Origin of the sequence: Paenibacillus oralis, assembly GCF_003863965.1 — a bacterium.
GTDB lineage: Bacteria > Bacillota > Bacilli > Paenibacillales > Paenibacillaceae > Fontibacillus > Fontibacillus oralis.
Genome location: NZ_RRCN01000001.1, coordinates 4,261,757 through 4,275,092 on the forward strand (window position 1 = coordinate 4,261,757; position 13,336 = coordinate 4,275,092).

At 51.9% G+C, this 13,336-nt stretch carries 13 protein-coding genes and 1 other RNA gene; 9 read left to right on the plus strand and 5 right to left on the minus strand.

Features of this window, described 5'->3' with window-relative positions:
• The first annotated feature begins 83 nt into the window (after window positions 1–83).
• Window positions 84–1,646, plus strand: a complete 1,563-nt coding sequence (gene cshA, locus EHV15_RS19100; RefSeq protein WP_128632599.1) for a degradosome RNA helicase CshA — start codon at window positions 84–86, stop codon at window positions 1,644–1,646.
• A gap of 81 nt (window positions 1,647–1,727) precedes the next feature.
• On the opposite strand, the gene EHV15_RS37395 is transcribed toward cshA, so the two are convergent.
• A complete protein-coding gene (locus tag EHV15_RS37395; RefSeq protein ID WP_128632600.1) occupies window positions 1,728–1,826 on the minus strand; it encodes a sporulation protein YjcZ in 99 nt (32 codons plus the stop codon).
• 416 nt (window positions 1,827–2,242) lie between these two features.
• Entirely contained in the window at window positions 2,243–3,541 is a 1,299-nt protein-coding gene (locus tag EHV15_RS19110; protein ID WP_128631682.1) for an IS110 family RNA-guided transposase, read from the minus strand.
• A 280-nt stretch (window positions 3,542–3,821) separates the two neighbouring features.
• On the opposite strand from EHV15_RS19110, the gene EHV15_RS19115 reads away from it, so the two are divergent.
• The 3 genes from EHV15_RS19115 to EHV15_RS19125 all read left to right on the plus strand — a co-directional run bounded on the left by EHV15_RS19115 (window position 3,822) and on the right by EHV15_RS19125 (window position 5,501).
• Window positions 3,822–4,625, plus strand: coding sequence for a YesL family protein (locus tag EHV15_RS19115; RefSeq protein ID WP_128632601.1), 804 nt, complete (start codon window positions 3,822–3,824; stop codon window positions 4,623–4,625).
• 113 nt (window positions 4,626–4,738) lie between these two features.
• A non-coding RNA gene (gene ssrS / locus EHV15_RS19120) (6S RNA) lies at window positions 4,739–4,928 on the plus strand.
• A 174-nt stretch (window positions 4,929–5,102) separates the two neighbouring features.
• Window positions 5,103–5,501 (plus strand): DUF1499 domain-containing protein, encoded by a 399-nt coding sequence (locus EHV15_RS19125; protein WP_128632602.1) that lies wholly within the window; start codon window positions 5,103–5,105, stop codon window positions 5,499–5,501.
• Between the two features lie 123 nt (window positions 5,502–5,624).
• On the opposite strand, the gene tpx is transcribed toward EHV15_RS19125, so the two are convergent.
• Entirely contained in the window at window positions 5,625–6,146 is a 522-nt protein-coding gene (gene tpx / locus EHV15_RS19130; protein WP_128632603.1) for a thiol peroxidase, read from the minus strand.
• Window positions 6,147–6,254: 108 nt separating this feature from the next.
• Here tpx and EHV15_RS19135 point away from each other — a divergent pair, with 108 nt between their 5' ends.
• On the plus strand, window positions 6,255–6,869 hold the full coding sequence (locus EHV15_RS19135) for a rhomboid family intramembrane serine protease (protein WP_128632604.1): 615 nt from the start codon (window positions 6,255–6,257) through the stop codon (window positions 6,867–6,869).
• A gap of 99 nt (window positions 6,870–6,968) precedes the next feature.
• Complete coding sequence (gltC, locus tag EHV15_RS19140; protein WP_128632605.1) at window positions 6,969–7,880, plus strand: glutamate biosynthesis transcriptional regulator GltC; 912 nt, start codon at window positions 6,969–6,971, stop codon at window positions 7,878–7,880.
• Window positions 7,881–7,971: 91 nt separating this feature from the next.
• Here the strand turns inward: gltC and EHV15_RS19145 are convergent, their stop codons facing one another.
• Entirely contained in the window at window positions 7,972–8,667 is a 696-nt protein-coding gene (locus EHV15_RS19145) for a zinc metallopeptidase (RefSeq protein ID WP_128632606.1), read from the minus strand.
• Window positions 8,668–8,740: 73 nt separating this feature from the next.
• Complete coding sequence (locus EHV15_RS19150) at window positions 8,741–9,166, minus strand: MerR family transcriptional regulator (protein WP_246061678.1); 426 nt, start codon at window positions 9,164–9,166, stop codon at window positions 8,741–8,743.
• A 615-nt stretch (window positions 9,167–9,781) separates the two neighbouring features.
• Between EHV15_RS19150 and EHV15_RS19155 the strand changes: the two genes are divergently transcribed.
• From EHV15_RS19155 to EHV15_RS19165, 3 genes are read left to right on the plus strand one after another with little or no spacing between them, the layout of a single operon-like run.
• Window positions 9,782–11,182 carry an ammonium transporter gene (locus EHV15_RS19155; RefSeq protein ID WP_128632607.1) on the plus strand — a complete coding sequence of 467 codons (1,401 nt, stop codon included), beginning with the start codon at window positions 9,782–9,784 and terminating at the stop codon, window positions 11,180–11,182.
• A 53-nt stretch (window positions 11,183–11,235) separates the two neighbouring features.
• Entirely contained in the window at window positions 11,236–12,327 is a 1,092-nt protein-coding gene (locus EHV15_RS19160; RefSeq protein WP_128632608.1) for a DUF294 nucleotidyltransferase-like domain-containing protein, read from the plus strand.
• On the plus strand, window positions 12,324–13,055 hold the full coding sequence (locus EHV15_RS19165; protein ID WP_128632609.1) for an exonuclease domain-containing protein: 732 nt from the start codon (window positions 12,324–12,326) through the stop codon (window positions 13,053–13,055). Before EHV15_RS19160 ends, EHV15_RS19165 begins: the two co-directional genes overlap by 4 nt.
• Window positions 13,056–13,336 lie beyond the last annotated feature (281 nt).

Below are 13,336 nucleotides of genomic sequence, written 5' to 3' on the forward strand. Positions count from 1 at the left end.
GGACAGTCTATAAACGTTTAAACGCTACTTAAGAATACAGTTAAGCCGGTGGTATGTCCACTATATAGAAGGAGTAGAACAATTTGAGCACATTTGCAGAATTCGGCCTAGAGCCTAAAGTATTACAAGCCATAACTGAACTCGGTTTCGAGGAAGCGACGCCGATTCAGGCGAAGTCGATTCCGATCGCCTTGACCGGACGTGATTTAATCGGACAAGCCCAAACGGGCACAGGGAAAACGGCGGCGTTTGGCCTTCCGTTGATCCAAAAAATTACCAAGGAAGAAGACCGCATCGTAGCCCTGGTCATGGCGCCGACCCGTGAGCTCGCCATTCAGGTCGCCGAGGAAATCGGCAAGCTTTCCCGCTTCAAAGGCATACGCTCCCTTCCGATCTACGGCGGACAAGATATCGTACGCCAAATTCGCGCTTTGAAGAAGAAACCCCAAATTATTATCGGTACGCCGGGCCGTTTGCTTGACCACATTAACCGGAAAACGATCAAACTCGACGATGTACAGACCGTCGTTCTGGATGAAGCGGATGAAATGCTCGATATGGGCTTTATGGACGATATTCAGTCGATCCTGAAGCTTGTGCCGGAAGAACGGCAGACGATGTTATTCTCGGCCACGATGCCGGCGAATATCCAAAAGCTGGCGCAGCAGTTCCTGAAAAATCCGGAGCATGTCTCCGTGATTCCGAAGCAGGTCAGCGCCCCGCTGATTGATCAGGCCTATATCGAAGTGCATGAACGCCAGAAATTCGACGCTTTAACCCGCTTGCTGGATATGGAATCGCCGGAGCTGGCGATCGTGTTCGGCCGGACCAAACGCCGGGTTGACGAACTGTCGGAAGCTTTGCAAAAACGCGGTTATTCCGCCGACGGGCTGCACGGCGACCTGTCGCAAAATCAGCGCGACAATGTGATGCGCAAATTCCGCGACGGCAGCATCGATGTGCTGGTGGCTACGGACGTAGCGGCGCGGGGGCTTGACGTATCCGGCGTAACCCATGTCGTCAACTTCGACCTGCCGCAGGATCCGGAAAGTTATGTTCACCGGATCGGCCGGACCGGGCGCGCGGGCAAGGAAGGGGCGGCCTATTCGTTCGTGACGCCGCGGGAAATCGACCATCTCCACTTTATCGAGCGGATCACGCGTCACAAAATTACCCGCAAGCCTCTGCCCAGCATCGCCGAAGCGATCGAGGGCAAGCAGCGGATCACCGCGGAGCGTCTGCTGGAGCTCGTTGAAGCCGGCGAACTGAACGAATACAAAGGCATCGCCATTCAACTGCTGGAGCAGTACGATTCGGTGAACCTGTTAGCGGCCGCATTCAAGTTGATTACCGGGGATAAAACGGAAAATTCGGCGATCGAATTAACGCCGGAAGAACCGATCCGGGTAAAACGCCGCAATCCGGACATCCGGTCCAGCGGCCGCAAGCCTTCGGGATACGGCAGCCGCGGCGGAGGGTACCGCCGGGACAACCGCGAGGGCGGAAGCCGTGGCGGTTATGGTTCTAAAGGAGGCTACAGCCGGGACGGCGGGCGCGACTCCTACCGTTCCTCCGACCGTAAGCCTCGCTCCGGCGGCGACCGCAGACCGTCTAAGTACAACGAGAACAAATCTTTTGACAATTGATTCATTCGGAGCGTCCGGAAACGGACAAAACAAAGAAGACGGAGACAAACTCCGTCTTCTTTGTTTTAACTGTGCTTTGATTTAGATGAAAAGCGAACGGCTCACAATAACGAGCAGAATGAACAACACCAGAATTACACCTGTGGAAGTAAAGAAACCTCCTCCTAAACCTGCGGACATAAGAAAACCTCCCACTATAAAGTAATAACTTCTCCTGTTTTCTCGTTCATTCTCAATATTTCAACTTTGACAGTGTAAGAGATACTGGTGGAGAATATAGTCTACACCACGATTTTCTGTAAGAGCGTAGGCGGGAACAGAGCTTAGGATCTTCTCGTTTCCAAAACTGTAGATAATTGGTTATGATCGCACAATGGATCTCCACATTCCGCCCTTGGGGTTCACCCTCCCATGTCACACTGGGTCTATGCCCTTACATTCCTTCGTTCTACCTCTCAAGGGGTGGATGCCGTTTCTCGCTCCTTTACAGGGTCGTTGCCCTTACGGTGTGTCGTGCGTCGGCTTCTCCGGTGCTTCCGTTGTCTAGTTGTACACATGTGAATAAGCGATATTGCAGGGTGATTGCTTCCTTGACTTTATGCAGCCAATTGTTGCAGCTGGGCTTGCCTAACGGGGCCCATGACATCGTTGGCGTTATACATTCTTTGCTTTGTTCCCAGGGTATAAAGCACCCGTATGAGTTTTCCACATAGGGCAATGAGAGATTGCTTCTTCTTCAGCGGGTTCTGGCTCCGCGTCGTGTAATACCGGTGAAGCGCTTGGAACTCCGGATTCTTTGCAACCAGCGGCATCACCGCTCGGAACAACAGCGCCCGTAGGCGTGATCGCCCTCGCTTGGTTATGCCTGTCTGTCCTTTCCGTATGCCTGAACTGTTTTCCATCAGATTAAGGCCCGCCAGACGAATGATCTGCTGACCGTGATCGTAGTGATTCAGATCTCCAACCTCGGCTAGAAATCCGGCTACGGTCAGAACGCCGATTCCGGGTACAGACAGCATTTCTGTCGTTCCTGGAATGCCCTCCAAAATTCCGGCCACTTGATGCATAATCGTTTCAAGCTGCTCGTTAAACAGGTCAAACTGCGACAGTAGCGTACTTAGTTCCAGCCTGGCGGCAACGATGCCTTCTGTCAGACCGATGGAGACGCTTGCTGCAGCGTAAAGCGCTTCTGCCCGCTTGATTCCAACGCCACGCCTGACTTCCGTCTTCCAATGCGCTAGGACGTCTCTAGCGCCCTTGGCGACGATATCAGCAGGCAACGGGAAGGCTCGCATGGTCATGAACGATGCCTTGCCACTCCAGTTTTTAAACACTTTTGCGTACTCCGGAAAGAATCGATCAAACCAATTGCCGATGCGGCTTTTGACTTGAGTTAGACTGTCCGATACCTTCTCGCGGAGGTTCATCAGGATCCGCAGTTCTGCGAATTCCTTCGTCGGCAACTTCGGTTCGGAGTAATTCCCATCCCGAATGAGTTTTGCGATGACTTTTGCATCCTTGTAGTCACTCTTCGTCGGTGAGTTATCTTCAAGCTCTTTCGACTTATTGACATGATGCGGGTTTACCACTACGACTTGAATCCCTTGATCCTGTAAGAAGGCTGCTAACGGAAACCAGTAGTGTCCAGTAGGCTCGATGCCAAATATGATGTCCGTCTTGCCGTGTGTCTGCCCGAGCTCCTTCATCCACGTCGCCAGCTTCGTCAGCCCTTCCTGGCTATTATGAAACACGCAGTCTTTTCCAAGCTCAATGCCACGGAAATCTACTGCACGAGCCACATGAATCTTCTTGGCGATATCCGCTCCGACGACCAGTGTCGATTCGGTAATTCGTGTAATTCGTTGATTCTTTTTCTGTTTCAGCTTATACTTCATGTAGAGCGTCCTCCTTCAATTAGGGCAGTGAATGGCCACCATTCCGAGACCCAGCATACAGGAGGCGCTTTTTCTTTTCAAGGGGCAAATTACTTCATTACAGGAATGGCTCCTTTAAAGATTTGGGATGTTTTGTGGTTACGGTTTATATTATGGCAGCCCTCTCGGTTAAGATTGGATGCTAACCCATAATCGTCAAATTAGGCGCTGGAATGGGATGGGCGAATCATGTATAGTTAAGATAGACGGAAACAAACTATGCTCGAGAGGAGATTTTTGCTTGGAATACAAAGGTTTTATGGGCGGTTTTTATAAAATCACCGAATGGATTATGAGAATCTCAGGCAGCAACCTGCTGTGGCTGCTCTGTTCATCCCCGTTTTTGTTTTTCTTGCTGACGAAGCTATTGCTGCTGCAAAGCCCCAACGCCCCCCAGGAAAACCTGACGTTATGGGCGATGGGGATATTGGCACCGTTTACATTGTTCCCCGCTACGGCCGCGCTGTTTTCGGTGACGCGGAAATGGGTGATGGGTGAAGCCGATTTGAGCATTATCAAGGTGTACTTCAAAGGATACAAGGAAAATTACAAGCAAAGCATGCTGGGCGGTATTTTTTATACGCTTTTGATCGTGATCATGTACGTGGATTACACGGTATACATGACCCAAATCAGCAATATGCAGATTATCGGCATGATCATGCTGTTTTTGTTGTTTCTGCTGCTGCTGTCGCTGTTCAACTTTTTCTCCTTGGTGGCCCATTACCATTTGGGCGCATTCCAACTGATCAAAAATGCGATTTTGTTCACGATCATCCGTCCGTTTCGCACATTGTCCACGCTGATCTGCGTGGTAGTGCTCGGAGTTTTGACGATGCGCTTTACGTGGCTGATCTTGTTTGGTTTCGGCAGCTTGGCCGCGCTGGTCGCTTTCTACAATTTCTACATTGCCTATAATAAGATCCAGGAGAAAGTGGAAAAAATGCGCGAGGCGGAAGAGGAATCAAACGGTATAAATTTGTCCAAAACCGATGACGATTTGGAACTGAATCTGTCGGCGGGAGAAGACAAGGAGAAGGACTGAGCGGACCGCTTGCGCGACCAAGTTTTGTTTTACCAATTAAAGCGTCTTCAATTTTCCTTGTTTTTCCTTGCGGCGTTGGTTTACATTTCGTTTACGAAGCACTATAATAGGTTTACGTCCTGCGATGTGCGTTGCGGTTCCATGTTGTTTTGAACCAATGACAATGTCTCGGGAGACCTATATTGCGGCGCGGCTGAAAGGCCCTATCCATAGGATGCGGGGACTTCAAAAACGACGTTGCGGTCACCCACCTGCGGGTGCAGGTTCGAGACAGTGAAACCGGACGGCATAGGCGGGTCCTACATACGAAATGAGAACGGCACCTTGTCCTCTTTTTGAACAAAAAGGGACGAGGTGCTTTTTTGCTCGCGGGTAATGCCGCAGGTTCGCTTTTGTTTGTCTTCCAACAATGTTAAACTATAATAAAGAAAACGCATACCCTACAGGTTTTTAAGGATCGTGAAGGAGGAAGGACAGTTGTCATTGAAGCGAACGTTGACGGGAATATTCCGGAGCCAGGAAGGAACAAGCGATCGCGCGAAGGTGCCCGAACTGAAAACGAGATATTACCAGCTTTCGAAAGAGAAGCTCTGGGAGGAGGTGTCCTCCACACTCAAAAAAATCCCGGGGTACAAGGTGCTGCACGAGGTGCAGAATGTCGGCGAAATTACGCTGGAGAAACGCACCGCCTTTGGAAGAACGATGGACATTACGGTGTCGATCGTCGGCACGGGGCCGGTCCGGAGCGCGGTGGACATTTATTCCGCGACGCGCGGGTCGCTGGGCGATTTGGGGGCAAACTACCGCACGATTTTGCATTTGTTTTCCGTTTTGGACAAGAAGCTGTCCGCATATAAAACGTCCTCATCTACATAACCCGCGCATATCGTTCCAAGTTTGCCGAAACGGAACGCAGAAGCTCCGATGATGCGCCGCCATTCATTTAAAAAAGCGAGCAGGGAGTTCTCTCTCCTACTCGCTTTTCGTTTTGGCACTGGTTTAGGACAGCAATGCTTTTACGGCCGCGACCGGCTTGTCGTAATCGGGATGCTCGGTCATTTCGCCCAGCACTTGAACGTACTGGATTTTGTTCTCCTTATCCACTACGAACACGGCGCGCATATCCAGGGCAAACTCTTTGATGAGAACGCCGTATGCTTTACCGAAGGAGTTGTCTTTGTAATCGGACAGCGTTACGACGCGGTCGACGCCGGCGGCGCCGCACCAGCGGGCTTGGGCGAAAGGCAGGTCCGCGCTGACGGTCAGCACAACGACATCGTCGCCCAGGCTGGAGGCTTCCTCGTTGAAGCGGCGGGTTTGCGCGTCGCATACGCCCGTATCCAAAGAAGGAACGACGCTGATCAGCTTGATTTTACCGGCATAGTCCTGAAGGGTTGCTTCCTCCAGCAGATTTTTATTCAAGCGGAAGTCTGGGGCCGTGTCGCCAACCTTGAGTTCCGGTCCGACCAGGGTAAGCGGGTTGCCTTTGAATGTAGCTACGTTTGCACGTTCTTGCGCCATATACATTTCCTCCTAAACAGATGGATTTATTCATTCAAAATTAATTATAATCTTTTTAAAAAGAAAATGTCCAACATCAGGAAAAAAAGAATGCAAAGGATGGATCTGATGATTTTTATCCGATATGAAAACTGGAGAAGTTATATCCGTTATTATCCCGTGACCTGCTTGTTATTGGCGGCGAACATCATCATGTTTCTCGTTCTGACCTTTAACGGGGGTTCGCTTAACTTCGAAACGCTGCTGAAATATGGCGCGATAACCAATTACGGACCGTTTGAACACCAGTGGTGGCGGTTGTTCACGGCGATGTTCCTGCACATGGGCTTCAGCCATTTATTTTCCAACAGCTTTGCGATTCTCGTGTTTGCCCCGCCGCTGGAGCGGCTGCTCGGCCACTGGCGGTATGTGCTGCTGTATCTCGGCAGCGGTGTCATCGGCAATCTGCTCAGCTTTGGGATGTATCAGCAATCGGGGGAACTTCACCTTTCCGCCGGCGCTTCGGGCGCCGTCTACGGGGTGTATGGGGCGTTTCTGTACATCGCCCTGCTCCAGCGTCATCTAATGGACGAAAGCTCGCGCAAGACGCTTTACAGTTTGCTGATCATCGGTGTCGTTTTTTCGCTGATTGCCCCTAAAATCAACTGGATGGCGCATTTCGGCGGGCTTATCGGAGGCTTCTTCATCTACGGATTGATTATCCGAATGTTAAAACGGCGTTGAACCGGGGGCGGGTAAATGGTACATTTATGTTAAAAATACTTATTTTTTAAAAGCCCTAATTCGGATTATCAGCGGATGCGAAATGGAGCGATCAGACTCGTGGAATTAAGACAATTGCAGTATTTTGTGAAAGTGGCTAAAAAAGAGCATGTCACACAGGCGGCCGAGGAGCTGCATGTGGCGCAATCTGCCGTAAGCCGGCAAATCCATCAGCTTGAGCAGGAACTGGGCATCAATCTGTTTATGCAAAAGGGAAGAAACCTGCATTTGACGGCCGTCGGGCAGCTGTTCTGCAGCCGGGTGGAAACGATTCTGAAGGATTTGGATCGGGCGGTGAACGAGGTTCACGAGTTTATCGATCCGGAGCAAGGGGAAATTCGGCTCGGGTTTCCGAACAGTTTGGGGATTCACATTATTCCCAGCGTTGTGGCGGAATTCCGCAAGTTGTACCCCAACGTGAAGTTTCGTTTCCGCCAGGGAACCTATCCCACGTTAATCCGTGACGTCGTATCGGGAGAAGTGGATCTGGCTTTTATTTCTCCGTTTCCGGAAAATCATGACCAAGTAACGGGCAACGTGGTGCTGACCGAGGATTTGGTGGCGATTTTGCCGCCGGGCCATCCTTTGTCCGAGGAGCAAAGCATCAAGCTAAGCCAGCTGAAAGACGAGAAATTTATTTTGTTCAGCAAAGGGTATTCCTTGCGGCCGATCGTTTGGCATGCCTGCCTGGAAGCGGGATTTACGCCGAAGATCGCCTTTGAAGGGGAGGAGACCGATACGATCCGCGGGCTGGTGGCCGCCGGCATGGGCGTCAGTCTGCTGCCGGAGACGGCGCTGTTTCAGAGCTTTACCCTTCAGCCCAGCCGGGTGCGGATTTCCGAGCCGAAGGTGACGCGAACGATCGGACTTATCCATAGGATGGATGAAAAGCTGCCGCTGGTGGCCCAATCGTTCCGGGTGTTTTTGCTGGAATATTTCGGATTGCAGGTCGATACGCCGCCGGCTCAATAGCGGTGCTGAAATCTTTGCCGAAACGAAACAAGCGCAAGCGGCCGGGGAAGGTCCCTCGGCCGCTTGCGCTTGATTTTTGTATAAGGAACGATTAGTTGTCCTCGCGGCTGCTGCTGCCGCTGAAGAAGATCAAAGCATAGCGGAACAGTTCCAGTAAGGAAACCAGCGCTGCGGCGACATAGGTCAGAGCGGCGGCGTTCAATACTTTGGCCACCCCGCGTGTTTCATCGTGCGTAATGAACCCTTGCTGCACCATGATTTTACGGGCCCGGTTGCTGGCGTTGAACTCGACCGGGAGTGTAACGAGCTGGAACAAAACCGCGGCCGAGAAGAAAATAATCCCGAGGCCGATCAGGTTCAATGCCCCAAATATGAAGCCGGCGAGCAGCAGAAAAGGCGCAATACCCGAAGCGAAGTTAACGACAGGGAACATCCGGTGGCGCAGCACCAGCATCGGATATTTCTGCTTGTGCTGAATCGCGTGGCCCACTTCGTGGCAAGCCACGGCCACGGCGGAGATCGATCTTTCATAATACACGGGTTCCGACAAGCGGACGACGCGGTGAATCGGATCGTAGTGGTCCGACAGGGCGCCGGGGACCGGTTCGATCGGTACATCGTACAGTCCGTTGGCGTCCAGCATCCGTCTGGCGGCGTCATGTCCGGTCAAACCGTACATGTTCGCAACCTGCGCGTATTTGTTGAAGGTGCCCTTGACTCGAAACTGAGCCCATAGAGACAGGCCGAACGCGAGCAGAATCGGAATCAGCATAACGTCTGAATACATACATCATTCCTCCATATACGATTAAAGTTGCTCGTTGATGAGTAAGAGGCTTCCTGCTGTAGGCAATTATACGTTATGAAAAGGGGCCGTGATTGATCAGGAACCGGAGCGCTTCCATGCAGGCGAGGCTTTGCGGCATCAGGTGCGCAAAAGCGCGTTTCACCTGATTTGGCTGCAGATTGGAGATCAAGGGCTCCAATTCTTTAACCTCTCGTTCCAGCTGCTGCAGGTGGAGTTCCAGCGAACTCAGCTTCTCGGACACCTGTTCCTCGTGCGTGACGCGATCCCACTGCTCCAGCTTTTCACGGATTTCTTCCAACGTATATTTCTCCTGCTTCATTTGGTTAATACGTTCCAGTCTGGTTAAGGTTTCAGCGCTGTATAAACGGTAATTTTTCTGCGTCCGTTTCTCCGGGGATATCAGACCAAGCTTGGTATAATAATCGATCGTACGCTCGCTGACATTTGCCGCCTTGGCCAGTTCCCCGATCCGGTACAATTTTTTTACTCCAATATAATCACCTCTCCCGCCTATCCAATGCTTTATATTTATATCTTATTTATATTTATGATACCGATCATTAAGCGTACAGTCAAACGTCATACTTTATTTTTTATAGTAGCAGTTTGGGGTCAACCTAGAAATCCGTCCTTGACAGCCGGCTAGATCTAGGCTATTGGTATGGCGAATCTTCAGCATTCAAATAGCGGTATTTTTTGTACTTATTAACCGGTACTAGGCATGTCCAGCCCCATTAGCGGCACTTTTAGTCCTTATTTTCCTGTGAATAGTCCAGAACACGGGCGTTTCCTTGCGATTCGAGAAAATAGCGGCATAAATTTCCACTATTGCTCTCAAATGGACGTACATCACCGGAATAGCGACATTTTTGGCCCTTATGTTATTCGCTGGAGTTCGTGGGGATGAAAATTTCGCTCTGCCGGAACAAACTTCATACAAAAAATGCTTTAAAATATAACATATAGTGTTAGTTTACATACAATTAATCTGTTTTTTTCAAAAAAACTATTGTCATATCTCCTTCTTTAGTCTTATAATCACTTTAACAATTCATTTTGTGTTAGGAAACATAACATTAGGGGAGTGTGTAAGATGAAAAAGAAATGGCTCTACGGTTTATTGGCATCATCGGCAGTATTTGCATTTCCGGTTTCGGCTTATGCAGCGGAAGGGGAGGTTACCGCTCCGGTGCTTGAGCTGGGCCTGAACTCATTATTTGTTTTCGTCGCGGCGATGCTGGTATTCTTTATGCAAGCCGGGTTCGCCTTGCTGGAGGCAGGTACGGTCCGGATGAAGAACGCCGGCCACGTAGCCGGTAAAACGGTGCTGACGCTGGGCATTGCGGTGCTTGCCTGGTGGCTGCTCGGTTTCGGTTTCGCATTTGGGGACGGCAACAGCTTCCTGGGAACAACCGGGTTCCTGTTTGGGGGCGAGGGGGATATCGGATCGTTTAGCGTATTTTCCGAAATCGGCGTACCCCTTAACCTGATGTTTCTGTTCCAAATGGCTTTTGCGGCGGTATCGCTGGCCATCGCCTGCGGCGGCATGGCGGAACGCGCCAAGCTTAGCGTATATATCGTATTCGGAACGATCTTTATCGTCATTATTTATCCGATCGTGGCTCACTGGGTGTGGGGCGGCGGTTGGCTCGGCAATTTGGGTATGCAGGATTACGCGGGTTCGACCGTCGTCCACCTGACCGGCGCAACGGCGGCGCTTGCGGCAACGTTTTTGCTTAAACCGCGTCTTGGCAAATACAACAAAGACGGTAAACCGAACAATATTCCGGGTCACAACCAAGTATTGACGGTTCTCGGCGTTATCATTTTGTGGATCGGCTGGTTCGGCTTTAACCCAGGCAGCGCTTTGACGCCGCTGAACGAAGGATTTTTCGGCTATGTCCTGATGACGACAAACCTGGCCGCAGCGGCCGGCGCGGTTGCCGCGTTGCTCATCTCCTGGGCGGTTATGGGCAAATCCGACATCCCGAGCATGCTGAACGGGGTGCTGGCCGCACTCGTTGCCATCACCGGTTCTTGCGCATTTGTAGACGCATGGGCTTCGGTCGTGATCGGCGCTGTCGCCGGAATCCTGACGTTCTTCACTGGAAGATGGCTTGAGCGCGCCGGGCTGGACGATCCGATCTTCGCTGCTTCCGTACACGGGATCGCCGGCGTATGGGGCGCGATTTCCACGGGGCTGTTCGCAACGCCTGAGCTTGTGGAGAAGACTGGAGTTGGAGCTCCCGGCCTGTTTTACGGCGGTGGCTTCGGGCAATTGGGAGTACAGATCCTTGGAGTTATCGGCACGTTCGCATTCGTTCTGGTCCTTTCCTTCCTGATTCTTGGCGCGATGAAGTGGCTCATGGGGCTGCGCGTTACCGAAGAAGAGGAAACGATGGGCCTCGATATCAGCGAACATGGCACTTACGGTTATCCTGAACAAATGAATTTGCTGAACAAAAATACTTCTTCCGGTGTTCCGGCTGAATAAAATGATGTAAGGGAACGAGGTTTGTTCCGGGAAAAGGAAGGGAGATGGGGGCCATGAGCCACGAAACGGCCATGAACAACGGCGGTTTGCAAGCGATCCGGTCGGCTTCTTCTCCCGGATTGCTCAGGTCGGCCAGGATCGAGGAGCAGAATGTGCTGCACGGCCGGTTCGCCTCGATGCCGATCCTGGAATGGAACCGCGCGGTTGGGCAAATGCATGACGCCGTCATGGGGCAGGCTTGCCATTTATGCGAAGAGATGTTGCGGCAGGAGGGCTTCGGCCCTCCTCCTTCACATTACGCCTTCATCGCATTTGGAAGCGCCGGACGGGCAGAGCAAACGCTGTGGAGCGATCAGGACAACGGCCTGATTTACGGGGACGGCGATGAAGCGGAGAGCACCGCTTATTTTGAAGCGTTCGGGAACAAGCTCTCGCTAATTTTGGAGCAGGCCGGTTATCCTCCTTGCCCAGGCAACGTGATGCTGTCGAACCCGTTGTGGCGGGGCGACTTGAGCCGCTGGGAGAGGCAGTTCATGGAGTGGCGCGACGCGCTCGGGTGGGAGCAGGTCCGCTATCTGATGATCGCTTCGGATATGCGCCATATTTATGGAGACCAGGTGTTGTCCGTTGCTTTGCGCAAAACGATGAAGCGGGTGATGGAGCTTGATCAAGGGACCGAGCGGGACGTGATCGCCGCGGTTTTGCGCAATACGGTGCGCCATAAAGCCGCGCTCAACATCCTGGGACAAGTGATTACCGAACCAACCGGCGAGCATGCCGGAGATTTTGACGTGAAATACGGCCTCTATATCCCTATCGTGAACGCGGTGCGTTATTTTGCCCTGCAGTATGGGATCGAGTCTTCCTCGACTTGGGAAAGGATTTCACAGCTGTACCAGCTCGAAGCGGTTCCGACCCGGTGGCTGGAATCGTGCCGGAAAGCTTTTGCCACGGCCGTCAAATTCCGGTCCATCGTTCCGCCGAAGCCCGAAGACGGGATGCTGACCGGCACCCATTATTTGCCGCAAGCGATGATCAAGCAAAAAGAGCTTCGGCGCGAGCTGCGGGAATCTCTCAGCACAGTCAGGCTGATGTATCGGACGCTGCAGAGACAGCATCGGTACGCAGAAAGGAAATGGCTATGAAAGAACCTATGAAAGGAAACGGCGGTTTTTGGGATGCGTTAAAAGGCGGCGGGATGCCGCGGATCGCTTCAATGCTTGGGGCCCCCAGCGCGCAGCAAATCGCGTTTGTCCGTTCGCTGACCAAAGGGCAGCGGCGGCCGGAGACGCTCCACGTTCCGCTCACGGAATTAAAAACAGCGGTATTTGATCTGGAAACTACGGGATTTCATTACCATTACGGCGATGAAATCCTGTCCTTCGGGGCCGTTAAAGTGGAAGGGGAGGACATTAGCGAAGAAGTCTACTATTCCCTGGCCAAACCGGCCTGCACGATCCCGGAGCGGATCACCGAGCTGACCGGGATTACGCCGGAGATGGTTCAGGATGCGCCGGCTCTGCTCGAAGCGCTGCGCGAGTTTATGGCGTTTGTGGACGACCGGGTGCTGGTTGCGCACGGAAGCGCCCATGATAAAGCTTTTCTCGACGTGGCGTTGTGGAAAACGTCCAAAGCTCATCTGGGTCACCGGGTGCTCGATACGATGATGATTGCGCGCAAGCTGGAGCCGGACTGCCGCATTTCCGGGTTGGACGACTGGCTGAATGTATGTGGGATTCCCATTACGCAGCGCCATCACGCCCTGGAAGACGCCAAGATGACGGCGCAGCTGTGGACGGTGTTGATCGGCCGCTTAAAGGATCGGGGGGTAATCACGTTAGGTGATCTGTACACGTTCCTGAGCAAAACCTGATGATAAGAAAGAGTCGGCTACTAAGCTTTTTTCGCAAAAGAACCGCCGGAGAAATTTTCGCTGTATTCGTTCCGGCGGTCCTTTGATGTGCAGACCGGTTGCCTCTGCCGAAAAAATAGAGGTAATTTATGGCGTTATTTTGAGATTCCTCCCCTCCTATGCAAAATAGCGGAAATTCTTACCGTTATTTAGCGATTGTGCTTAGAAAAAGCGGTAGTTTGCCCCTTACTTTATAAAATAGCGGTAAAAAATTCCTTTATTTTCACTTGATCCCCTTTTTT

Bases quoted from the DNA above. Each gene is read 5' to 3' on its own strand.
- tpx (WP_128632603.1), bottom strand. From the start codon at position 6,146: ATGGCGCAAGAACGTGCAAACGTAGCTACATTCAAAGGCAACCCGCTT.
- EHV15_RS19145 (WP_128632606.1), bottom strand. From the start codon at position 8,667: ATGTATTCAGACGTTATGCTGATTCCGATTCTGCTCGCGTTCGGCCTG.
- EHV15_RS19165 (WP_128632609.1), top strand. From the start codon at position 12,324: ATGAAAGAACCTATGAAAGGAAACGGCGGTTTTTGGGATGCGTTAAAA.
- EHV15_RS19110 (WP_128631682.1), bottom strand. From the start codon at position 3,541: ATGAAGTATAAGCTGAAACAGAAAAAGAATCAACGAATTACACGAATT.
- EHV15_RS19155 (WP_128632607.1), top strand. From the start codon at position 9,782: ATGAAAAAGAAATGGCTCTACGGTTTATTGGCATCATCGGCAGTATTT.
- EHV15_RS19135 (WP_128632604.1), top strand. From the start codon at position 6,255: ATGATTTTTATCCGATATGAAAACTGGAGAAGTTATATCCGTTATTAT.
- EHV15_RS37395 (WP_128632600.1), bottom strand. From the start codon at position 1,826: ATGTCCGCAGGTTTAGGAGGAGGTTTCTTTACTTCCACAGGTGTAATT.
- EHV15_RS19160 (WP_128632608.1), top strand. From the start codon at position 11,236: ATGAGCCACGAAACGGCCATGAACAACGGCGGTTTGCAAGCGATCCGG.